The organism is Nostoc punctiforme PCC 73102 (assembly GCF_000020025.1).
Lineage (GTDB): Bacteria > Cyanobacteriota > Cyanobacteriia > Cyanobacteriales > Nostocaceae > Nostoc > Nostoc punctiforme.
Genome location: NC_010628.1, coordinates 1,135,341 through 1,158,341 on the forward strand (window position 1 = coordinate 1,135,341; position 23,001 = coordinate 1,158,341).

Genomic DNA, 23,001 nt, shown 5'->3' on the forward strand with positions numbered 1-23,001 from the left:
AGACAAACAACAGTCTGTCTTTTTTTTGTAATGTTCCCACCTGATTAAGTCAACTTAGTAGGAGAAGTAATGACCCAAGTAATTGTCGGTGACAATGAACACATTGAATCAGCCTTACGACGATTTAAGCGAGAAGTTTCCAAGGCTGGAATTTTTCCAGACATGAGAAAGCATCGTCATTTTGAAACACCCTTAGAAAAACGCAAGCGCAAAGAAGTCGCCAAGCACAGACAGAGTAAGAGAAGTTTTCGTAATTAAGGGCTGACATAGCTATAAAAGAAAACCTTCATAGATTCTATGAGGGTTTTCCTTTTGCCTATTTAAAAATCAGGAAACCTCAAGAAACGCTAAAATCAAGTCAGCCTTTGTATTGTAGCGGTTGTGTCCCACATCACTCAGAGGGCGGTTCACTGTATAAATCCTGATTGTCAACGTCCTTATCCCCAACCTTGGGGAAACAAATTCTGCAACAGCTGTGGCACACCGCTAGAGTTGTTAGACCGCTATGTTCCACTTCAGCCATTAGGTTCGGGAGGATTTGCTCAAATTTACACGGTTTGGGATGAAAAAACTCAAACAGAGAAAGTGCTGAAAGTGTTGGTAGAAGATTCACCAAAAGCACTGGAATTATTTACCCAAGAGGCCGCGGTTTTATCTAGTTTGCAGCATCCAGGTGTCCCCGCAGTCGATACTGAAGGGTATTTTCAGGTACAACTGTTTAACCCCAAGCCGCACCAACTACCTTGTCTGGTAATGGAAAAAATCAATGGACGGACTTTAGAGGAGATATTAAAAAAGTTTCCCCAAGGGTGTCCAGAGAACTTGGTTATCAATTGGTTTGCCCAAGCTGTAGAGATTTTACAAGAATTACACAAACGTCAGATTATTCACCGGGATATTAAACCTTCTAATTTAATGCTGGGCACATCTTCGCCCACTGTCAGCCTACCTCAAGGGCAAATAGAAGGCGATCGCCTGGTACTAATTGATTTTGGTGGGGCAAAGCAATTTAGCCCCTCTAAGCTGCGTTCTCAGTCGAGTTCTACCCGATTATTTTCTTCTGGTTACAGTCCACCAGAACAAGTGAGTGGAAGTATTGTCGGGCCAAGTGCCGATTTTTATGCCCTTGGTCGAACGATGATTGAACTGCTAACAGGCAAATACCCGCTAGAGTTGGAAGATCAGCAAACTGGGAAACTTGTATGGCGCACTGCGGTAAATGTCAATCCGCAATTAGCAGATTTGCTGGATGAGATGGTGCAAGAGGATGTGCGATCGCGTCCAGCAAATGCAGCTATGATTCAAAAACGGTTGGCGAAGATTTCTCAACCATTACCGCCGCCAGGATTATTTGCCCAACTGCGAGATCGGGTTAAGCAAGCTTCAACGCAAGTTTCCCAGAGATTTACACTGCTAATCCAAGCTATTGAACAAGTTTTAGCGAACTTTAGCCAAGCTGTAACTAAAACCGTTGTTTTTATCGCTCAAACAATCATCAAAATTTTCCAAGCTTGTTTGGCGACGATTTGGGCGATGATTTTGGCTTATGTTGGCGCTTGTTTTGGTGCGATCGCTGGTTTTATTTTGGCATATCACACCAACTTGGGGCGTTGGGTTGTGGAATTTATTTCGAGTCAGCTAAACCAATTAGTCCCAAATACTCAAACCGTCTTTGGGGCAGATATTTTGGTATTCATCGCCGCAGGCTGGGGAACCGCTTGGGGACTGACAGCATCCGGGTGTTTTGGTCAACGGCGGCGCTTTTTAGTAGCATCGCTGATGGGCATGATTAGCTACGGCTTTGGCTGGTTCATTTTGCAATTAATCACACCAAAAGACAGTGGTGAAGGCTTAGTTGCAGTGATTTTAGTAGCAGCTTGCCTACTCACATTGAGCTTAGGTCTTCGCAGCCATCACATAGTGTACGCCGTGTTAGCTGCCTTTGGTAGCGCGATCGCCTACGCATTTTTGATTCTTTTGAGGTTAGCACCTCCCATCTTCCAATTTTCTAGTCAACCAGCCTGGTCAGAGTTACAGTTACCTCTGATTTTTTTTGGTTCTGTAGGCTTCTTTATCAGCTTCTGGTTAGGAGTAAGTTACTACCTAATTGTCCCTGGATTGCGCCTTTTAGGGTGGCGATGAAAGAGGAAGGAGGGATTCCTATATTTAGGACTTGCGTAATTGTCATATTTTTTTGTAGAGGTTATCAAGAGTCAAAAAATCAAAATCTTGACCCCTGACTTCGATAACATGAAAATATACGTGCCAGTTGCGTAAATCCTGCCATTTTAGCTGTTAGATACAAACAAATAATTGGGGATTAACTATGGAACCTATTTCTATGATTATTGCTGCTTTAGGTGCTGGTGCGATCGCAGCTACTAAGGATACCGCAGGAACAGCAGTTAAAGATGCCTATCAGGGGTTGAAAACCTTGATTAAGAAGAAGTTTGAAAGTGAACCAAAAGCACAAATGGTTCTGGAAGAACACGAAACAGACCCTGAAACCTATGAAGCACCACTTAAAAAGAAATTAGCTGAAGCTGGTGCTGAAAAAGATGCAGAAATTATTAAGTTAGCCCAAGAGTTACTGAAACAGGCAAAACCTGATGAGTCAGCAGCAGGTAAATACAACACAGTGTTTCAAGGAGAAGTAAAAGGGATTCAGGTGGGCGATCACAACAAACAAGAAAACACATTTGGCTAACAGCCACTGGAGTATTTAGATGGCTGAAGAGAATTCCAACTACAGTTCAAGGTTTGAAAATGAAGTAAAGAGTGCTGTAGTTGGTGAAAAAAACATTATCTACAACTACTTTTACTATAGAGAAGAAGCAAGAGTAGAACCTGTTGATTCTACCGACGCTGCTGATGAATATCTCCCTTGTCCTTATCGGGGGTTGTTTCATTTTGGCCCCAATGATGCGGATGTTTTCTGTGGGCGGGAAATATTTATCGAAGAACTTTATAGTGCAACTAAAACCAATAATTTTATTCCGGTGCTAGGTGCATCAGGAAGCGGTAAATCTTCGGTGGTATTAGCGGGATTAGTCCCTAAGTTACAAACAGCAGGTCATTGGCAGTTTACTCACTTTCGTCCTGGTTCTGACCCTTTCCATGCTCTAGCTTTAGCTCTTGTTCCTCTTTATACACCTAATTTAGATCAAACAGACCAAATTGCCCAAGCCCGAAAGATGGCTGGTTACTTGCAAGATGGTTCTGTTATTCTCTTAGATGTTTTTGCTAAAATTCAGCAAAATCACCCTAATCATCGGGTACTACTGATTGCTGACCAATTTGAAGAAATTTACACACTCTGTAACAATCAAGAAATTCGCCGTAAGTTTCTCGACTGCTTATTAGCCAGTTTAGTAACTCCTACTTCCCTGACTTCATCAGCTACGGTGTTAGTGACAACGATGCGGGCAGATTTTTTGGGAAATGCTCTCTCCTATCGTCCCTTTGCTGATGTCTTGCAAAATGCTGACGTGAAACTGGGGCCGATGAATCGGGAGGAACTAACAGAAGTCATTGGAAAACCTGCCCAAAAATTTGGGGTGACATTTGCAGACGGACTGGTAGAACGCATTCTGGATGATGTGGAAAACCAACCGGGAAATTTACCTTTGCTAGAGTTTGCTTTAACAGAGTTGTGGAATAAGCGAACAGGTAAACAATTAACTCACAAAATCTATGAAGAAATTGGTCAAGTAGAAGGTGCGTTAGCTCGTCATGCGGATGAGAAATATGGCAACTTGACAGATGATGAGAAGGAAAAAGTGCGGCGGATTTTTATTCAATTGGTGCGTCCGGGTGAGGGAGCAGAAGATACAAGACGCATAGCGATGAAAGCGCAATTGGGGGAACAAAGCTGGTCTTTGGTAAAAAAATTAGCTGATGCTCGGTTGGTGGTGACAAGTCGCAATCTTAGCAGTCAAGAAACAGTAGAAGTAGTCCATGAAGCTCTGATTCGCAATTGGGGAGAACTGCGACAATGGATGAATACAAACCGCGTTTTTAGAGCTTGGCAAGAGCGATTGCGAGCAGCAAAGGGACAATGGGAAGCAACAAATAAAGATTCGGGGTCATTGTTGCGGGGTGCAGCATTAGCAGAAGCAGAAGAAAAACTGAAGGAACGCCCAGAAGACTTAATTGATGAACAAGAATTTATCGAGCAGAGTATTAAAGAAGGAAATCGCCTTAAACAAGTTGAAGCAGCCCGCAGAAAGCGCGAAATCAGAACCGCCTGGGCAATTGCGGCAGGTTCAGTGGTGGCGGTGGTAATTAGCAGTGGATTGGGTTTGACGGCATGGAATCAGACGAAGCAGGCACAACTCAATCAAGCTGAATCTCTGAGTAGATATTCCTTATCTCTAATTAATGAACATAAAGACTTAGAAGCTTTCGTCACAGCAATAAAAGCAGGAAAAATCCTGCAAAGCCAACACACAACTAAACTAGAAACTTTCAATGCTTTGCAGACAGTTCTGGTTCAGGGAAGAGAACGAAACCGCTTAGAAGGGCATCAAAGCGCAGTCAATAGTGTGAGTTTCAGCCCGGACGGCAAAACCATCGCCACGGCATCACAAGACAAGACAGCGCGGTTGTGGAACCTGCAAGGGCAACTGCTGCAAGAATTCAAAGGGTATCAAGGCACAGTCTTAAGTGTGAGTTTCAGCCCGGATGGCAAAACCATCGCCACGGCATCATCTGACAAGACAGCGCGGTTGTGGAACCTGCAAGGTAAACTGCTGCAAGAATTCAGAGGGCATCGCAGTGGTAGAGGTATGAGTTTCAGCCCGGACGGCAAAACCATCGCCACGGCATCAGAAGACGGGACAACGCGGTTGTGGAACCTGCAAGGGCAACTGCTGCAAGAATTCAAAGGGCATCAAGGCAGTGACGAAGGTGTGAGTTTCAGCCCGGACGGCAAAACCATCGCCACGGCATCACAAGACAAGACAGCGCGGTTGTGGAACCTGCAAGGGCAACTGCTGCAAGAATTCAAAGGGCATCAAGGCGAAGTCTCAAGTGTGAGTTTCAGCCCGGACGGCAAAACCATCGCCACGGCATCATCTGACAAGACAGCGCGGTTGTGGAACCTGCAAGGGCAACTGCTGCAAGAATTCAAAGGGCATCAACGCGGTGTCAATAGTGTGAGTTTCAGCCTGGACGGCAAAACCATCGCTACGGCATCATCTGACAAGACAGCGCGGTTGTGGAACCTGCAAGGGCAACTGCTGCAAGAATTCAAAGGGCATCAAGGCCTAGTCTTAAGTGTGAGTTTCAGCCCGGACGGCAAAACCATCGCTACGTCATCAGATGACAAGACAGCGCGGTTGTGGAACCTGCAAAGGCAACTGCTGCAAGAATTCAAAGGGCATCAAGGCGAAGTCTCAAGTGTGAGTTTCAGCCCGGACGGCAAAACCATCGCCACGGCATCAGAAGACGGGACAGCGCAGTTGTGGAACCTGCAAGGGCAACTGCTGCAAGAATTCAAAGGGCATCGCAGTGGTAGAGGTGTGAGTTTCAGCCCGGACGGCAAAACCATCGCCACGGCATCAGCTGACAGGACAGCGCAGTTGTGGAACCTGCAAGGGCAACTGCTGCAAGAGTTCAAAGGGCATCAAAACGTAGTCTCAAGTGTGAGTTTCAGCCCGGACGGCAAAACTATCGCCACGGCATCCTGGGACTGCACAGCGCGGTTGTGGAACCTGCAAGGGCAACTGCTGCAAGAATTCAAAGGGCATCAAGGCGCAGTCAATAGTGTGAGTTTCAGCCCGGACGGCAAAACCATCGCCACGGCATCAGTTGACGAGACAGCGCGGTTGTGGAACCTGCAAGGGCAACTGCTGCAAGAATTCAAAGGGCATCAAAGCGGTGTCAATAGTGCGAAGTTCAGCGCAGTCAATAGTGTGAGTTTCAGCCCGGACGGCAAAACCATCGCCACGGCATCATCTGACAACACAGCGCAGTTGTGGAACTTGCAAGGGCAACTGCTGCAAGAATTCAAAGGGCATCAAGGCCTAGTCTTAAGTGTGAGTTTCAGCCCGGACGGCAAAACCATCGCCACGGCATCATCTGACAACACAGCGCGGTTGTGGAACCTGCAAGGGCAACTGTTGCAAGAATTCAAAGGGCATCAACGCGGTGTCAATAGTGTGAGTTTCAGCCCGGATGGCAAAACCATCGCCACGGCATCTTATGACAAGACTATTAAACTCTGGGATCTAGATTTACACCCTTTAATGAGGCGCAGTTGTGATTCGGTACGCGATTATTTAACCTATAATCCTTTAAAAGATAATCCTGATGTCAGCGAGAATGACAGGCACTTGTGCGACGGTATTGGCAGAAAGTAGGGAGCAGGCTTGCCGTGAGCGTAGCCGAACGGGGGCAGGGGGCAGAGGAGCAGGGGAGCAGGGGAGCAGAGGAGAGTTTTTGTACAAGTTCTTTCCCCTCTGCTCCTCTGCACTCAAGCTTGTGAGAAATGCGGGCTATTGAACCTGATGCAGAGTAGGCGATCGCACTTTGGGAAAACTTCAGGGGCGATCGCCTTGATCGAGGAAAAGTGCGATTGGTATACTGAGAACAACTTCTAGAAAGGGCGATCGCATCATGACGACACGCGAACTCTTATTCCAGGAACTAGCAAACACATCCGATGAACTTTTGCTACCAGTGCTGCAATTTTTGCAATTTCTCAAAACGCATCCGATTCAATCTGCTGAACTTGAACTGGACACTTTGGAAACCATCATCAGTCTTCGGCAGGGATTAGCCGAGTTTGATCGCGGTGAAGGACTTCCTGCTACTCAAGCCTTAGAAGAACTGCGTCATCGACTCCAGATTCCCCCTCGCCCATGACTTATCAGGTTTTACTTCAGCCAACTGCGTTTCAAGACATAGAAAACATTTACCGTTGGACGTATGACAACCTAGATGCTGAAACTGCTAATCAATGGTATTACGACCTGCAAGATGAGATTGCCTCCCTACAATTGTTTCCCAAACGATGCCCAATAGCACCCGAAGCACAAGCGATTGGGCGAGAAATTCGTCAACTCCTCGTCGGTAAACGTAGACAATATCGAGTATTGTTTGTGGTTGAGGAGAATGTTGTAGCTATTATTCATATCCGCCACAGTCGTCAAGCACCTATTGAACCTGATGCAGAGTAGGCGATCGCGTTTCAGGAAACTTCAGGGGCGATCGCGCTTTGGGAAAACTTCAGTGGCGATCGCGCTTTGAGGAACGAAACCCAACATTTTCATTGATTTGTTGGGTTTTGCTTCCCTATGGGAAGCTACGCGAAGGTTTAACTCAACCTATAAAGTTTATGATTTTAATCAAGTGCCCAAAAACAAGATCCCCCTAGTCGTATTTTTCATCGAGCTAGGGGGATCACATATATGGTAGTCTATAAAAGATTCGGTATAGTTCCTTACGAATCGATTCTATAGCCTATATTTCAGTTTGGGTAGTATTACCTTTAGAATTTATAGTATTTTTACAGCTTCTTAATGAATGCTTCATCCCTGTTCTTCCCTAGAGAAGCGGTATATGTAAGTATGACAGTACGCAATGTGCGTAACTTGTCATTTTTGTGAGTATCTGTAAAAAATATGAAATTTAAGATTGTTGCTACCGTCGTTTTGTTAGCTTGTTTTGGGTTTGCAGAGCAGGCCCTGGCATTAAACCAGCTAGATTTAGATCAGTTGAAGGCAACAAGTGCCTGTCCCCGATGTAATTTGAGTGGTGCTGACCTCACTAAACTAAATCTAACTGGAGCAAATTTGCGAGGGGCTGACTTGAGTGGTGCAACATTATCTAAAGCTAATCTTACCAATGCCGATCTCACAGGTGCAAATTTAGAAGGTGCGATTCTGAATTCTGTCAATCTCATGGGTGCTTCCTTAACCGGAGCAAATTTGAAATCAGCATCTCTAGAATACGCTGATTTATCTTATGCCGGTTTCATCAGTGCCAATTTGGAAGCAGCAAACTTAAAAGATGCTAAATTGCAGTTTACTAATTTTCGGGGGGCTAACTTCCGACTAACAACTATGGCTAATGGTGTCGTCACCTCAGATATGCCTTATAGCTGGTCGTCAGAGCGTCAAAAGACCAGAGAATGTAACGATTTCAAACCCGAAAATACTCCAGGCACAACCTGTTATTCAAAATAAACGGGGAATGGGGAATGGGGAATGGGGCATGAAGAAGAGACAAGGGAGACAAGGAAGAGGGAGGAGACAAGGAAGAGACTTGTCCAATAATTTCCCCTTGTCCCCCTCGTCCCCTTCCCCCTGCCTCATTCAACTATGCTGGTATAGCAAAAGCATTTTGTTTGTTAATGGTTCTTTATCATGGGAAAAAAGCTTGTAGTTAATTGAATTGATGCTTACCCATATTAAAGACTTAGCAGCAAAACTAGCGCCTCGCTTGATTGAAATTCGCCGCCACATCCACTCTCACCCAGAACTCAGTGGTCAAGAGTACCAAACAGCAGCCTTCGTAGCTGGTGTTTTGTCTTCCAGTGGTCTGCATGTACAAGAGGGAGTTGGCAAAACGGGCGTAGTTGGAGAACTCCAAGGCACTGGCCAAAATGACCGTTTATTGGCAATTCGCACCGATATGGATGCCTTGCCAATTCAAGAGGGCACAAATTTGGAATACGCCTCTCGTGCAGAGGGTGTTATGCACGCTTGTGGTCACGATGTCCATACTACCGTGGGGTTAGGAACAGCGATGGTTCTTTCCCAGATGGCAGAGGAATTAGGTGGGAAAGTGCGGTTTTTATTTCAACCAGCCGAGGAAATTGCTCAAGGAGCAAGCTGGATGGTGAAAGATGGGGCGATGGAAAACGTCTCAGCTGTATTAGGGATTCATGTTTTCCCTTCTATACCCGCAGGATCTATTGGCGTGCGTTACGGGGCTTTAACAGCCGCCGCAGATGATTTAGAAATTCTAATTATGGGAGAATCTGGGCACGGTGCGCGTCCTCATGAGGCCATTGATGCAATTTGGATTGCTTGCCAAGTTATTACTGCATTGCAACAAGCGATCAGCCGAACGCAGAACCCCTTGCGTCCTGTAGTATTGAGTATCGGAAAGATTAATGGTGGCAGAGCGCCGAATATAATTGCTGATAAAGTGCAGTTATTGGGAACCGTGCGATCGCTCCATCCCGAAACCCGTGCCCATCTCCCAAACTGGATTGAAAACATTGTATCTAGTGTCTGCCAGACCTACGGGGCAAAGTATCAAGTCAATTATCGCCAGGGTGTACCCAGTGTTCAAAATGATTATGCTTTGACGCAATTGTTACAATCAGCCGCAGAAGAAGCCTGGAGTAGCGATCGCGTTCAAGTTTTACCCGAACCTTCTCTTGGTGCTGAAGATTTTTCTATGTATTTGGAACACGTCCCTGGCTCCATGTTTCGCTTGGGTGTGGGCTACAAAGAAAGAATGATTAACCACCCATTACACCATCCCCAATTTGAAGTCGATGAATCTGCCATTCTCACTGGGGTTGTAACTATGGCTTATGCCGCTTATAAATATTGTCAGCAAAATTTTTAAACAAAAGCTTCCAGCACATCAGGACTGGGAGCTTTTGTTTAACTAACTTGTTTTAGCGGATATAGAAAGCTCAAAAGCATCCTACGCATTCGATTCGCTAACAACGCCCAATTTCTCTTGAATTCGGGTCTTAGCGGCTTTGAATTCAGTCGCCAGTTGCTCACTTTGATCGCTGCTCAAGTTGTTACGAATGGCAGCAAACATTGTGCTTTCTTCTTGACGAATATGGTCGCCAACAGCTTCCATCAGCTGTCTAACTCGATCTTTGAATTCAGATGAAGAAGGGCTGATAGCCTTAATTTGCTCTAACACCCGCTTCATCTCAGCTTGCTCGTCAAACAATTCTTGGGTGTTATCTTGACCGTAGAAAGGACGTACTCTTGGATAGACTACTTCCTCTTCAGCTTCGGCATGAGCGGTTAGATCCTTGTAAATCTGACCGAAGTATTCTTGGATCTTTTGTGGATTGTCGCTTTGCAGAAGTTCGGTAAATAGGGTATTTACCTTGTTGTGATCGAGGCGGATAACATCCTGGATATTCAGATCGCTTTTGTCACTGGTTTGGGTAACAGCACTACCTACTACACCACTTACCGCAGCCATCGCGTCTTGAACGCGCGCCCAAATTCCTTGATCTGCATCTTGTCCAGTGAATTCACGGACACCCAGAATTTCCAGAATGCCTTTGAGTTGTTCTTGGTGAGCGCGGTTCTCAAAGTTAATGGTATTCAAAGGCCCGATCGCTAACAACACATCAGCACCAACTTTTTGAGCAGCCTTGTGAACTATCAAGCCACTCATTACTAGTTGATGTTTCAGCAATTCATGCTGAGATACTTTTTCATACAGGCTCAACTCAGAACCTTTGAACAATTCGCGAGCTTTTTCAATGAATTGTGTAACATTTTTTTTGGGTTCAGCCTGAATGCCATACTGACCAATTACAGTTTCCAGAACGCCAAGATTTTTTTCATCATCTTTGAGGAAATTTCGGATGCGATCGGCAATTTCGGCATCGAGTCCTTCTCTCAAAAGCGATTGTTCATTTTCGATAACCAACTGTTGAAGTGCTTTGATACTAGCCAATTTCACAGCAATAGCATTGCGTTTCGTATCATCTAAAGTAGCTACCATCCGTAGTTCTCCTCGGCAAAGTGTTCATAATTATTACTGATTTAAGATTGACATGGAGGATAGGGAGATTTCATCTTTCTTTTGAGTGATAGCTCTCATGACTCTGGGTAGACAAAAGTTTAGCGTTACAGAACAGAAATACAAATTGAAGCGATCTCCTCGATTTATAGTTCTAAATTAAGGACAGTTATTTAGGATTACATCCAAATTGAACAGATAAACAGATTACCTAATTTTGAAGCAATCTATATCTCTAGAATGAAAATTAATCTCAAAAAATTACTTCTTATTCAAGAGGTCAAAATCATAAGTAGTTCCAGAAGAACAACGCTCACAACGCTCTATTTTGACTAGCAAAGCTTCTCCTTGACGCTCACCCGAAGGCGAAAACTTAATCATTCCTGTGGCTCCAGAAGTTGAAAAATCACGATTAGACAATACCTTTTGCAACCCTTCGCGAGTATTATCTTGTTTCAAGCCAGTGATAATTACTTGGAGTGCATCATAAGCTCCGGCTGTTCTCTGATTTACCCGTGCATTCCAAAGCTTAAAGGCATTTTCTGCAAATGGATTATTTTTATTAGCATCACGATGCCAATATACAGGTAGTACCATTCCTTCTAGATCGGTGCCATTTTGCAAAGTTGTTGAACTGTACATAGTTTCGGAAGCAAAGAGAGGTTTTCTGCCTTTAACCTCTTGTGCTACTTTGGTGGCAAAATATATATTTCTGACTGAAGGTAATAGTAAAAAGCCACTGGCGTTTTCTGTTTCTATAGCTTTATCTACAAAAGCTCTATAATCCAAATCTTTGTCTGCCAAATTGCAAGGTGTGCTAATAACCTTACTTCCATATTTTTGGAGAGCTTGAGTGTACTGTTCTACAAGTATCTGATTAGATGAAAAGCCTGAATTATCTCTTGAGCTACGAACATCGCCACAAATAGCAACATTTCTTCCCTGTCGAGCAATGTAGCGAGCATGAGTATCTACTAAATTATCATATAGCGGATTTACATGAAATAAGTAGTTTGTTGTGGAACTATTTGGCTGACTACTTACTGCATTATTATCTAGCTTTTCTTGATTTTCGGCTTGAGTTGGGCGCTCGACAGGAAAGACTAACACCAAGTGCTTTTCATTATAAATTGCAGCATTACGTCTAACTCCCACTGCTGCCACAATACTTTTGTCTTTAAACAATTCATTATCTAATTGGGCAAAGTCTTCTCTATTCTCAGCACTTGCAATCACAAGTTGCAGCTTTTTACCATCAATTCCTCCTTGATTATTAATTTCATTTTGAGCTTGAGCTACACCACGCAAAATTTCTTCTGATAAATTAGTATCAAAGTTAATTGATGCTATAACAGCAACTTTTAGAGCGCTAGAATTATCCCGTAAAATTTTAGCGTTATTTAAGTAAATTAGAGTTTCTGGGTCATTAGGATTATTTTTTAATGAAGCGCTAAACTTTTGAACAGCAGTGGTAAAATCTTTTTGTTCAAAAGCTTTCACTCCATCTGTTTTATCAGGATATGTTTGCACTTTCAACAAAATTCTTGTACCCAAATTCATTAAGGGAGGCTTATTCTTAACTTCACTTGAACTAGATGTAGGGTTGTTTAATGATGTTATTACGATATTAGAAGAAAGTTGTCTAATTAACCACAAAATAGCTGCTACCATTACTCCAGCCAGCCCCAGAGAAATAAGCAACTTCAGGTTCTCTTTTTTATTAGTCATGAATAATACTCCAAGTTATACAAAGCTTATTAAAAATCAAGATGCAGTCGAAAATTAACCTATACTTAAATTTTAAAAATATTTAGAAATAAGTTTGTTTATTATTTCTGACATACTCACAATAATAAGCGTCAAAAAACCTGCAAGTAAAACTAGCAATACTACAAGCAAAAGTCCATTAATTCCAGATTGGAGAAGATTGTTTGTGAGCAAACTTTTGAAAGTCAATACAATTAGTGAATTTGCTATTATAGCAATCACAATTAAATAACTCTTTTCCAAAAGCGAACGAGATTGAATTAAGATTACCCCACCTAAAATTAGCAACCACAATCCAGAGCTAATCCAAGTAGTGCCTAAAAAACTAATAAGTGCGATCGTTAACAATGAACTACCTGAACCTGTAATTATGGCTCCAGAGAATAATTTGCTATTAGAGAATTGTGGTAGATACCCAGTTGTTTTTTGTTGAGTTTGTGATTGTGACTCTAATAGTTTAGAAGGTGAAATGACTGTAGGAGGTAATGTATGCCTTAGTGGTGGTAGATTATTCAAGTCTTGTAAGACAGCCTGTGCAGATTGATAACGCTGCTCATGATTTTCTTGGAGTAATTTATCCAGAATCAATTCTAATTCTTGACTTATGGGTTGTGTTAAATGCTTTCGCCAACTAGAAGTCCAACCATAGCCTTGTTTGAGCCAGAAATTCGAGGGAGAAATATTTGTTAGTAGATGAAAGCAAGTTATGCCTAAACTATACATATCACTGGAAGGAAAAACTTTACCAAATTGCATTTGCTCAATTGGTGCATAACCTAATGAACCAATAATTGTCCCAATTGCAGTGGTTGTAGTTTCCGCCTTTTGCTTTGAAACCCCAAAATCAATTAGTACTAACTTATTATCACTCTTACGGCGAATAATATTTTCTGGCTTAATATCTCGATGAATTATTTGCTGTTGATGTATGGCAACCAGCACAGATAATAAATCATTCAAAAAAGATCGAATCTTACCTTCATCAAAAAAACCGTATTGTTTTAACTCCTGCAACAGATTTTGACCTTCGATAAACTGCTGCACTAAATATAGATATTCACCTTCCTTAAAATAACCATACAAATTGGGAATTTGTAGATGTTCCCCTAATTCTTGTAGACGTTTGGCCTCTCGTTCAAATAATTGAGTTGCTTTTTGATGTGCATGAGTACCTTGACTGCCATAAAATTGACTGAGAACCAGTTGCTTAACAACACATCGTTCGTTTAGCTTGTCTATATCCTCTGCTACGTATGTGCGTGCAAACCCTCCTCTCCCTAATGGTGCGATTATACGGTAACGATTTCTGAGTAGCGATCGCAACTGTGTCCCGCAACTGAGGCAGTAATTTGTCCCATCAGGATTTTGGGGATTCTCGCAATTGGGGTTTAGGCAGCAGATCATAATAATTATTTTATTGCTGTCAGTTTATTAATTTTTAAATTATACTTTGGATTCAGTATAAACTCTGTAATGCAACGTTTCTACATGGACATTTGTTGTAATTGGTGTAAAATGTTGGCTAGTTTTATCGCCTCATTCAAAAAATCTTGTTGATTAGCAAAATCGGGGTGGCATTGGACTTTATCATTCAACTTTTTATGACAAGGTAATGCCCATAATTATCTCTTGCAAGATATGTAATACTAAAGCCACCTTCACGTGATTATTTTTAATTGTATATTTATCACTCTGTAATTGCTGTCCTAATAACCAAGCTATTATTCAAAAGCCCAAAATGCTGGTGCAGACTGTCGCACAGGATAGACTAATTTACAGAAAAAATATATCTTAATGTACATAATTTCATAAGTTCATAGCGAATCCTCTTGAAAAAACTCTGCGTACCTTTCTTCAGCGTCCCTAGCCTATGCGAAAGCAAAGTGCATCTGCGTTTAAAACCGCTACGAATTAATGCAAATCTGTACTTAGAAGTTTTAAACAGACATTTACCCACTGTTAAACTACATTCGGTTAAATCTTCTAATAAAATCGGGTAAATAATTCAACGCTAAGTAAATATTCACCCTGCCAAAATTTCGGTCTATACAACCTTGACAAACCTCACCGCAATTGTGACGATTACGCTAGAATTGTTAAAGGTTCTTTACAGAATTTGCTGATCATCCCCAATTCTGTTAAAACAGCCTAGCATTCAAATGTAAATCTAAAAACCCCCTCTAGAGTTCACCAAAAGCTTCTATGACGCTCCCAATTCGCAACGTCGCCATTATCGCCCACGTTGACCACGGCAAAACTACGCTGGTTGACGCACTCCTCAAACAATCCGGCATTTTCCGCGAAGGCGAAGACGTTCCGGATTGCGTTATGGACTCCAACGCCCTAGAACGGGAACGGGGTATTACTATCCTGTCCAAAAATACGGCAGTTCGCTACAAAGAAACACTAATCAATATTGTTGATACTCCTGGACACGCTGACTTTGGTGGCGAAGTTGAACGCGTACTCGGCATGGTTGACGGATGTCTTCTGATTGTCGATGCCAATGAAGGCCCCATGCCCCAAACACGCTTTGTTCTCAAAAAAGCTTTAGAAAAAGGGCTGCGCCCCATTGTTATTATCAACAAAATCGACCGTGGTAAAACTGACCCTCACGTTGCTGTCGATAAAGTTTTGGATCTGTTCTTGGAATTAGGGGCAGACGAAGACCAGTGTGATTTTACCTATCTGTTTGCCTCCGGTATGGCAGGTTTCGCCAAGGAAAGCTTGGAAGCAGAATCGGTAGATATGCAACCCCTGTTTAACGCGATTCTGCAACACGTTCCACCACCAGTAGGCGACAGCAATAAGCCTCTGCAATTGCAAGTTACAACCCTAGATTATTCTGAATATCTGGGACGGATTGTCATTGGCAGAATTCACAACGGTACTATCCGCTCAGGACAGCAAGCGGCTTTAGTTACAGAAGATGGCACCATTGTCAAGGGTAAAATTACCAAGTTGATGGGCTTTGATGGACTGAAGCGCGTAGAGATGGAAGAAGCAACCGCAGGTTATATTGTCGCGGTGGCTGGTTTCGCGGATGCTTATATTGGGGAAACAATTACTGACCCCAATGAACCGCAAGCTTTACCACTCATTAAAGTAGATGAACCAACCTTGCAAATGGCCTTCTGGGTAAATGATTCGCCCTTTGCTGGTCAAGAAGGTAAGTTGGTAACATCAAGACAAATACGCGATCGCCTATTCCGCGAACTCGAAACCAACGTTGCTTTGCGTGTCGAAGAAACCGATTCTCCCGATAAATTCCTTGTTTCCGGTCGGGGAGAACTCCACTTGGGTATCTTAATTGAAACCATGCGTCGGGAAGGCTTCGAATTTCAGGTATCTCAGCCACAGGTAATTTACCGCGAAATCAACGGTCAACCTTGCGAACCTTACGAACTCCTGGTGTTAGACATTCCTGCTGATAGTGTGGGTAGCTGTATTGAACGCCTGGGACAACGCAAAGGCGAAATGCAAGATATGCAACCAGGTAGTGGCGATCGCACCCAGTTAGAGTTTGTCATTCCTGCTCGTGGATTGATTGGTTTCCGGGGTGAATTCATGCGGATGACCCGTGGTGAAGGCATCATGAACCACAGTTTCCTAGACTACCGTCAACTCAGTGGTGATATTGAAGCCCGTAACAAAGGCGTTTTAATCTCCTTTGAAGAAGGCGTTTCTACCTTCTACGCCATGAGAAATGCCGAAGATAGAGGAGCATTCTTTATTACTCCCGGCACAAAGGTTTACAGAGGCATGATCGTGGGAGAACACACTCGTTCTCAAGATTTGGAACTAAATATCTGTAAGACCAAGCAGTTGACCAACCACCGGGCTGCTGGTGGCGATGAATTGGTGCAACTGCAAGCACCGATAGATATGAGCCTAGAGCGTGCTTTGGAATACATCGCCGCCGATGAATTGGTGGAAGTTACACCCCAATCGATTCGTTTGCGGAAGATGTCGAAGAAGTTGGCGAAACGGTAAGTAAGAATTCTTAATTGATTTAGAAAGCCCGCATTGGCGGGCTTTTTAGTTGGTTCGCTACAACATTTTTCAAATGTTAAACTACATTTAAAATCGCAAACATAGATTGAGTATATATTTCGATGGATGACTTGCGTGATTCTCTTGACCGCATCAAATCTATTTGTTCTGAAATCGTTGTACAATTTGAATCTTCTGATGTAGCTGAGTCACTAAAAGCATTGCAAAAAGCAGTTAACGAAGCAGCAAAATCTTGGTCTGGCTCATGGCTTGGATATCATTCCCGTGTCTATTACAACCAACTTCAACCAGTTCCACCCGGTGCACGATTTAGTCAAGAATGGGGGCTTTCAGATGGATTATCTAACGAAACTAGGGGTGATTGGTGTGAATATGACTTCGATTCTATCTATAACATTCTAAAATCGAAGGCAATCAATTTTTCGTTAGAGCAACTAAACGAACTTGCCAATTATGCAAATGAAGAGATTCCTGATTTACGAGAAGAATTAATATCGATAATTTTTTCTTGCTTGGCTAGTGGAGAAGACACATACCTAGATCGGCTCAAACAAGAAGCTGAACTATGTAAAACATCCTCTGTAGGAGAGTTTGTTGATTATCTTCGAGGCGGTGGACAATTTTTTTCGCGTGACAGGGTTGCTGTACTGTCTGGCTCTCAAACCCCGCCACATATTTATCTTCAAGCACAGTTGTTGGCTGTTCAATCACCTTCCACAGTCGCAAAAAGTTTAAAGAAAATAGCAAATCGGCTAGCATTACACTTAACCAATAAATCTCGTACTTATATGTATTCATCTCAGCCAGGTACACATGTCTTTATTGGACACGGACACTCACCGTTATGGAGGGATCTCAAAGACTTTATCAGTGAGCGATTAAAACTACCTTGGGATGAATTCAATCGGCTTCCAATTGCTGGAATCAATAATACTGTGCGCTTATCCCAGATGCTGGATAGTGCAGCGATCGCATTTTTGATAATGACTGGTGAAGATGAACAAAGTGATCTGAAGCTCCGTGCAAGAATGAATGTCATACATGAAGCAGGTCTTTTTCAAGGACGCTTGGGTTTCAGACGCGCAATTCTCCTTTTAGAAGAAGGCTGTGAAAACTTTTCCAATGTTGATGGAATTGGTTATATTAACTTTCCACGCGGGAACATTAAAGCTTGTTTTGAGGATGTTCGTATGGTTCTTGAGCGTGAAGGCTTGGTGTGAACGCGTGGGAAGCGATCGCCATTACCGTACATTTAGTCAAATTTTTGAGTAAAAATTAAGAAGACTGAAAAAGGCAATTATCATGACTATTCGTGAAACTGCGTAGGCATAGCCCGTCATAGACATCTCTGTTTCTTAAAACGTATTGACAACGTAAATACACAATGTCTACTATGTAAGGTATGGATGTGTATTTCGTGCTTAATGGTGTCACTTTCGTTTGGAACGAAGAAAAAGCTTGGATAAATCCCAGCAATCATGATGGCGTGACATTTCAGCAAGCCACAGAGGCATTTTTCGATCCGTTTTTAGTAGTTGTTGATGCAAGTCGCAATGATGAACAAAGAGATGCTGTTATTGGCTTAGACAGACGGTGGAATCTTCTGTATGTCGTCTACATTGAACGTGAAAACGACATAATTCGGATCATTTCAGCTCGTAAAGCAACACGCAAGGAGCGAGAATATTATGAAAGCTGAAGCACTGAAAAAGCGACTCGATAAAAATCGTCCAATGACTACAATCACAATTCGTATTCCCGAAGATGTCATTGAAGATTTGAAAAGAATAGCGCCATTACTGGGATTTTCTGGCTATCAGCCGTTAATGCGTGCCTATATTGGACAAGGGCTAAGAGTTGATCTGGAACGACTAGAGGATGATACTATCTCAGCACTGATTGCTAGCTTGAAGCGTCATGGTGTTAGCGATGAGGTTATCCATGAAGCCCTCAGTGAAGTTACTCAAAAATAGTTCAATTGCGATCGCCCGTAGTCAAATCTTTGAGTAACAATGAAGAGGACTGAAAAAGGATTATTCTCATGACTATTCGTGAAACTGCGATGCCTTCGGCGAGCTTCGCTAACGCAAAATTGCAGCAACTTTCCGAACCACTCCTGCAAGAAGTGACCGACTTCATTGATTTTTTTATGCACAAACATCAAGTTAAAATTGCTGAGAGTCAGCCTGATGAAACGCTTGTGGGAAAATGGTCACAATGGTTTGAGGCTGTGGATTCCCTATAGGTATCTCCACCTGAATCAGTCAGTAATTATCAGCAACTTCTACTCGACAAGTATCGACAACAAGGGCTAGAACCATAGCATAGATTTACAGTGCTAGGTGTAGCCGATATCTTAGCGAAATTGCCTACAACTGATGCGCTCAAACTCTATGTGCCTCTCTCTAGTGAACAGCAATTGGCTCTCAACATATCCAAAACTGAGCCACTGAGTGGCAATGGCTAGCTACAGAGATTGATTAGTAAAAGCATTCAATATAAAAATAACCCAATGGTGATGGGGGGCATAATTACTGCCTGCGGAGGCAGAAATCCTGTCTTCATATACTTATAACGACGAGTTAAAGCCTCCCACATCACACGCAGCAGTAATGTTAGTCTTGAGACTCCTCAGAGATAGTTTCCGATTCGGTTTCAAGTTCTTCTGTTTGGACTTTAACTGGAGGTTTAACGGGTTTTGGACCACGCGCTAGGGCAGGATTCCCCTGCTGCCTGTTGTCATCTCCGTAAGATGCTTTTTTCCCTTTGTCAGACGAGCGGTTACGGCTCGGTTTTGAGCTTTTGGGGTTGGATTCAATAGGAGTTATAGAATCCTTATTTTCGGAATTGTTGTCAGTATTTGCTTGGGACTGACGTTCCGATTTTTTGATTGGACGTTCTACCATTGTTGATTTTTGTAAATTTATCTGTATAGTACATCGGTTTGGTGACTGTTAAACTGTTAAGTAGCATTTTTTTAAAGATTTTATTGTTAAAATTATTAAATAGCTATGTTTATTGATTTAGAAAAAAAGTAGCTATCTAACTTTATCAACTACATCAAAAAACATTCTTGCAGAAGAATTCAGAAGCCAGAATCAAGAAGAAACTTTCCAGGTTTTCTATGACCACTAACTAAATATATATATTTAGTAGGGGGTCTTAAACTAATTTATTTATCTGCTTCTTCGCTCAGAATTAATTCTGTTAGCGGTAGCAGGGCATTTAGCCCATTCTGACTCCTGATCCCTAAATTCTAATCAACAAAATCAGGTCGTGCCTTACCTGTTGATTTCAACTTTTGCTCTAAAACTGTCCAATTTTCTTGTTCAATTAAGTTAGTTAACTCATCGAGATTGTGACGATACTGTTGCAGCGATCGCAGCAATGCTTGACGATTATACCGCGCCATCATCACGCCCAACTCTGGATTCCCACCACCCACACGGCTGGTATCCCGAAAACCCGAACTAGCTAACTTTTGAGCTAATTCCAAAACATCGGGGTCAGTTTCACTCAAACAAGCAGCAATCAATGAGGAACTGACCATTACAGGTAAATGGGAAATCCAACTAACAGCGCGGTCATGTTGCTCTGGTTGACAATAGTAGATATTAGCTCCTAGCGATCGCACAATTTCTTCTACAACCGCAATTGCACTAGTTGGCGTTGTAGCTATCGGTGTTAATACATAAGGTTTATCAACAAATAAATTCCGTTGTGCAGCTTCTATGCCACTATCTGTTCTTCCCGCCATTGGATGACCGCCGATAAAATTATCCCAAAGGGGAGAAATTGCCTTGACTATCTGTGCTTTCGCCGAACCCACGTCAGTCACGATGGTAGCTGTAGACAAATGAGCGATCATTTGCTCCAATTGGGGCACAATAAGCGCTAGAGGTGTACAAATAAATACAACCTCTGCGGCTGCTAACAGACTCAGATCAACTGATGCTTCATCAACACTGCCGATAGCAACTGCCTTTTGACAGGTAGATTCACGGCGGCTGACTCCTAAGATATGATGTCCTTGCGATCGCAAATCAAAACCCAAAGATCCGCCGATCAATCCCAACCCTAAAATCCCAATATTCATTTTTAATTTTGACATTCCGTTTTTATGACTTTACCAACTATTAAAGTTGGCATCCAAGGGGTAGCATCGATGACTGTAGAGGAATTACTAGAAAAGTACGCAGCAGGAGTCTTAAATTTTAGTGGTATTGACCTTGCGGAAGCTAATCTGAGTGGGGTCAAACTCAGTGGCGTGAATCTTAGCGATGCTAATTTGAGTATAGTTAACCTCAGTGGCGCGAATCTGAGCGAAGCTAACTTGAGCAATGCCAAGCTGAATGTAGCCAGACTCAGTGGCGTGAATCTATCCAACGCCATCTTAAATAACGCTAGTCTCAACGTCGCTAATTTGATTCGAGCCGATCTCAGCCGCGCTCAACTTAAAGGAGCCTTATTGATTCGCGCTGAGTTAATTCGCGCTGACCTCAGTCGCGCTGACCTGTCGGAGGCTGACCTCACCAGTGCTGATTTACGAGAGGCGACACTCCGCCAAGCGAATCTCCGCCACGCTAACTTGAGTGAGAGTGTCTTGAGAGGCGCTTCCATGACGGGAGCAAATTTAGAGATGGCTAACTTAAATGCCAGCGATCTCAGTCGTTGCGATCTGAGTGGTGCAAATTTGCGAGATACTGAACTCAGACAAGCGAATCTTAGCCATGCCAACTTGAGCGGAGCAGATTTGAGTGGAGCAAACCTCCGTTGGGCAGATTTGAGTGGGGCGAACCTCCGTTGGGCAGATTTGAGCGGCGCAAAATTGAGCGGGGCTACTTTAATTGGCGCAGATTTAACCAATGCGAATTTAACGAATACAATTTTTATCCACGCCGATTTAACTCAGGCAAAATTAATTAGGGCGGAATGGATTGGTGCTGACTTAACTGGAGCAACATTAACTGGGGCCAAGCTTTACGCCACCTCCAGGTTTGGTTTAAAAACCGAAGGTATGATTTGTGAATGGGTCGATCTTAGTCCAGCCGGCGATCGCTCCATTATCCAAAAGTTCCATTCCGAAGACTCACGAGACTTTTTTAACGAAACACCGCCGACAATCCGCATTATTGTTGATGCAGCCTTAGAACACGAAGCCAATTTTGCGATCGCAGGCGCTTACTATCAAATAGCTCAGGAATATCGGGTACTAAGACAACCCCCAAGCATCGAAAGTGGTCGTCGTCGAACTGTTTTCACATTTTATGTAGATAGCGACGAAGCATTATTTTCCACTGCTTACATTGTGATTCTTCCCTTTCTAGATGCGGCATCTACTCACAATAATATTTCCAGTGTCGTGGAAATCATTAACAATGAAATTGTTGCAAATCAAGATTTAAAATTGCCAAAATCGCCCCTGATTGTGAAACAATTAAATATTCTTCTAGAGCAAGCCATAAGTCAGGCGGCAACAATTAAACAGACGAAAAAAAATATTGAAGTAGCCACAAAGTTAAATTTTTGTAAAGCCCCAACTCAAATAGTTTTAACGAATTCTAGCGCCCACACATTGATTGTCCATGACCATCCCAACTTTGGGAAAAGATTTATTAATCGCTCTGCTCTTAATGCTTCAACTTATGATGATATATCTAATGAAGCAACAAAATACATATTACCTTCGTTAAGTATGGTAATAGATTTTGTAAAAGGTTTTCACTATATTAGTCATTAAATATGGGGAATGGGAAATGGGGAATGGGAATTAATTATTAGACAAATGACTAATTACTAATGACTAATGACAAAATTTTGGAGGAAAAATGAGCAATCTCTTTAATAAAATGATCGGTCGAACTCGCTATGTAGTCTTTCGCCTATTTCTGCACTTGGGGGGAGGTGAGGTAGCGCCAATTTTGGGAGTATTAAATAGTGCTGGGCGAGATGCGATCGATGCCGATGGCGACTTAGAAGTTTTGGGAGAAGGCTTGGTAGAAATTAGCCAAACTCTTCTACAATACGATGAATATTGGCTTTCTGCTGCCAACGAAGGCGACGTACTTTGGAATGAAGGCGAGGCGGGAGATTATGTTAATGAATTATTTACTGACTCTGCCGAAAGATATCTCAGTGAACCAGATTATAGTTCTGACTCTGGATTGAATGAACCTTTATCTATACCTGTAACTCGCAATGTCATTGTAATGATTACAGTAGCTTATGAGGGAGAAGTACCAGAGTTAGAAACCGATCTTTCTAACGTTCAGGCGCTCAAGGAAGGATTGAAAGCATTGATAAATTTGCATTATAAACATAGATTAAAGGCAATCCAAGTGCATTTTTCCCCAGCACAGTTAGGCGATGAACTCACTAGCGATCAACTGTTGCAATATTACCCAGAATTGATTCCTTTATAATATGTTGGGTAGTCCGTACTTACTACTCACATCGAGAAATTGTTAAGCTCAGAGATAGGAC

At 42.6% G+C, this 23,001-nt stretch carries 20 protein-coding genes; 15 read left to right on the plus strand and 5 right to left on the minus strand.

The genetic code is table 11. From position 1 onward, the window contains the following. The first annotated feature begins 69 nt into the window (after positions 1–69). The 8 genes from rpsU to NPUN_RS04930 all read left to right on the plus strand — a co-directional run bounded on the left by rpsU (position 70) and on the right by NPUN_RS04930 (position 9,585). Complete coding sequence (gene rpsU / locus NPUN_RS04895; RefSeq protein ID WP_012407716.1) at positions 70–258, plus strand: 30S ribosomal protein S21; 189 nt, start codon at positions 70–72, stop codon at positions 256–258. A gap of 123 nt (positions 259–381) precedes the next feature. Beyond that, entirely contained in the window at positions 382–2,142 is a 1,761-nt protein-coding gene (locus tag NPUN_RS04900) for a serine/threonine-protein kinase (protein ID WP_012407717.1), read from the plus strand. Between the two features lie 184 nt (positions 2,143–2,326). Further along, positions 2,327–2,707 carry a hypothetical protein gene (locus NPUN_RS04905; RefSeq protein ID WP_012407718.1) on the plus strand — a complete coding sequence of 127 codons (381 nt, stop codon included), beginning with the start codon at positions 2,327–2,329 and terminating at the stop codon, positions 2,705–2,707. A 19-nt stretch (positions 2,708–2,726) separates the two neighbouring features. Continuing rightward, entirely contained in the window at positions 2,727–6,362 is a 3,636-nt protein-coding gene (locus NPUN_RS04910; protein WP_012407719.1) for a WD40 repeat domain-containing protein, read from the plus strand. A 256-nt stretch (positions 6,363–6,618) separates the two neighbouring features. Further along, positions 6,619–6,867 carry a hypothetical protein gene (locus tag NPUN_RS04915; RefSeq protein WP_012407720.1) on the plus strand — a complete coding sequence of 83 codons (249 nt, stop codon included), beginning with the start codon at positions 6,619–6,621 and terminating at the stop codon, positions 6,865–6,867. Beyond that, entirely contained in the window at positions 6,864–7,181 is a 318-nt protein-coding gene (locus tag NPUN_RS04920) for a type II toxin-antitoxin system RelE/ParE family toxin (protein ID WP_012407721.1), read from the plus strand. The genes NPUN_RS04915 and NPUN_RS04920 overlap by 4 nt, the downstream gene beginning before the upstream one ends. Before the next feature lie 444 nt (positions 7,182–7,625). Continuing rightward, a complete protein-coding gene (locus NPUN_RS04925) occupies positions 7,626–8,189 on the plus strand; it encodes a pentapeptide repeat-containing protein (protein ID WP_012407722.1) in 564 nt (187 codons plus the stop codon). Between the two features lie 211 nt (positions 8,190–8,400). Further along, complete coding sequence (locus tag NPUN_RS04930) at positions 8,401–9,585, plus strand: M20 family metallopeptidase (protein ID WP_012407723.1); 1,185 nt, start codon at positions 8,401–8,403, stop codon at positions 9,583–9,585. 81 nt (positions 9,586–9,666) lie between these two features. Here NPUN_RS04930 and NPUN_RS04935 read toward each other — a convergent pair whose 3' ends face one another. From NPUN_RS04935 to NPUN_RS04945, 3 genes are all read right to left on the minus strand, one after another. Next, positions 9,667–10,719: a hemerythrin domain-containing protein gene (locus tag NPUN_RS04935; RefSeq protein ID WP_012407724.1), complete on the minus strand. Its 1,053-nt coding sequence runs from the start codon at positions 10,717–10,719 to the stop codon at positions 9,667–9,669. Positions 10,720–10,998: 279 nt separating this feature from the next. After that, on the minus strand, positions 10,999–12,465 hold the full coding sequence (locus NPUN_RS04940; RefSeq protein WP_012407725.1) for an ABC transporter substrate-binding protein: 1,467 nt from the start codon (positions 12,463–12,465) through the stop codon (positions 10,999–11,001). Between the two features lie 72 nt (positions 12,466–12,537). Next, positions 12,538–13,908 (minus strand): serine/threonine-protein kinase, encoded by a 1,371-nt coding sequence (locus tag NPUN_RS04945; RefSeq protein ID WP_012407726.1) that lies wholly within the window; start codon positions 13,906–13,908, stop codon positions 12,538–12,540. Between the two features lie 798 nt (positions 13,909–14,706). Here NPUN_RS04945 and typA point away from each other — a divergent pair. The 5 genes from typA (at position 14,707) to NPUN_RS04970 (ending at position 18,763) form a co-directional block, all read left to right on the plus strand. Next, positions 14,707–16,497 carry a translational GTPase TypA gene (gene typA, locus NPUN_RS04950; RefSeq protein ID WP_012407727.1) on the plus strand — a complete coding sequence of 597 codons (1,791 nt, stop codon included), beginning with the start codon at positions 14,707–14,709 and terminating at the stop codon, positions 16,495–16,497. 122 nt (positions 16,498–16,619) lie between these two features. Beyond that, positions 16,620–17,738: a TIR domain-containing protein gene (locus NPUN_RS04955; protein WP_012407728.1), complete on the plus strand. Its 1,119-nt coding sequence runs from the start codon at positions 16,620–16,622 to the stop codon at positions 17,736–17,738. Positions 17,739–17,920: 182 nt separating this feature from the next. Further along, on the plus strand, positions 17,921–18,217 hold the full coding sequence (locus NPUN_RS04960) for a BrnT family toxin (RefSeq protein WP_012407729.1): 297 nt from the start codon (positions 17,921–17,923) through the stop codon (positions 18,215–18,217). Then, positions 18,207–18,491 carry a hypothetical protein gene (locus NPUN_RS04965; protein WP_012407730.1) on the plus strand — a complete coding sequence of 95 codons (285 nt, stop codon included), beginning with the start codon at positions 18,207–18,209 and terminating at the stop codon, positions 18,489–18,491. The genes NPUN_RS04960 and NPUN_RS04965 overlap by 11 nt, the downstream gene beginning before the upstream one ends. A 68-nt stretch (positions 18,492–18,559) precedes the next feature. Continuing rightward, positions 18,560–18,763, plus strand: coding sequence for a DUF2281 domain-containing protein (locus NPUN_RS04970; RefSeq protein WP_202947531.1), 204 nt, complete (start codon positions 18,560–18,562; stop codon positions 18,761–18,763). Between the two features lie 370 nt (positions 18,764–19,133). Here NPUN_RS04970 and NPUN_RS04975 read toward each other — a convergent pair whose 3' ends face one another. Beyond that, positions 19,134–19,424 (minus strand): hypothetical protein, encoded by a 291-nt coding sequence (locus tag NPUN_RS04975; RefSeq protein ID WP_041565204.1) that lies wholly within the window; start codon positions 19,422–19,424, stop codon positions 19,134–19,136. Between the two features lie 350 nt (positions 19,425–19,774). Beyond that, positions 19,775–20,614, minus strand: a complete 840-nt coding sequence (locus tag NPUN_RS04980; protein WP_041565205.1) for a prephenate/arogenate dehydrogenase — start codon at positions 20,612–20,614, stop codon at positions 19,775–19,777. A gap of 69 nt (positions 20,615–20,683) precedes the next feature. Between NPUN_RS04980 and NPUN_RS04985 the strand changes: the two genes are divergently transcribed. Then, positions 20,684–22,258, plus strand: a complete 1,575-nt coding sequence (locus NPUN_RS04985; RefSeq protein ID WP_041565916.1) for a pentapeptide repeat-containing protein — start codon at positions 20,684–20,686, stop codon at positions 22,256–22,258. An 88-nt stretch (positions 22,259–22,346) separates the two neighbouring features. Further along, positions 22,347–22,940 (plus strand): DUF1517 domain-containing protein, encoded by a 594-nt coding sequence (locus tag NPUN_RS04990; RefSeq protein WP_012407733.1) that lies wholly within the window; start codon positions 22,347–22,349, stop codon positions 22,938–22,940. Positions 22,941–23,001 lie beyond the last annotated feature (61 nt).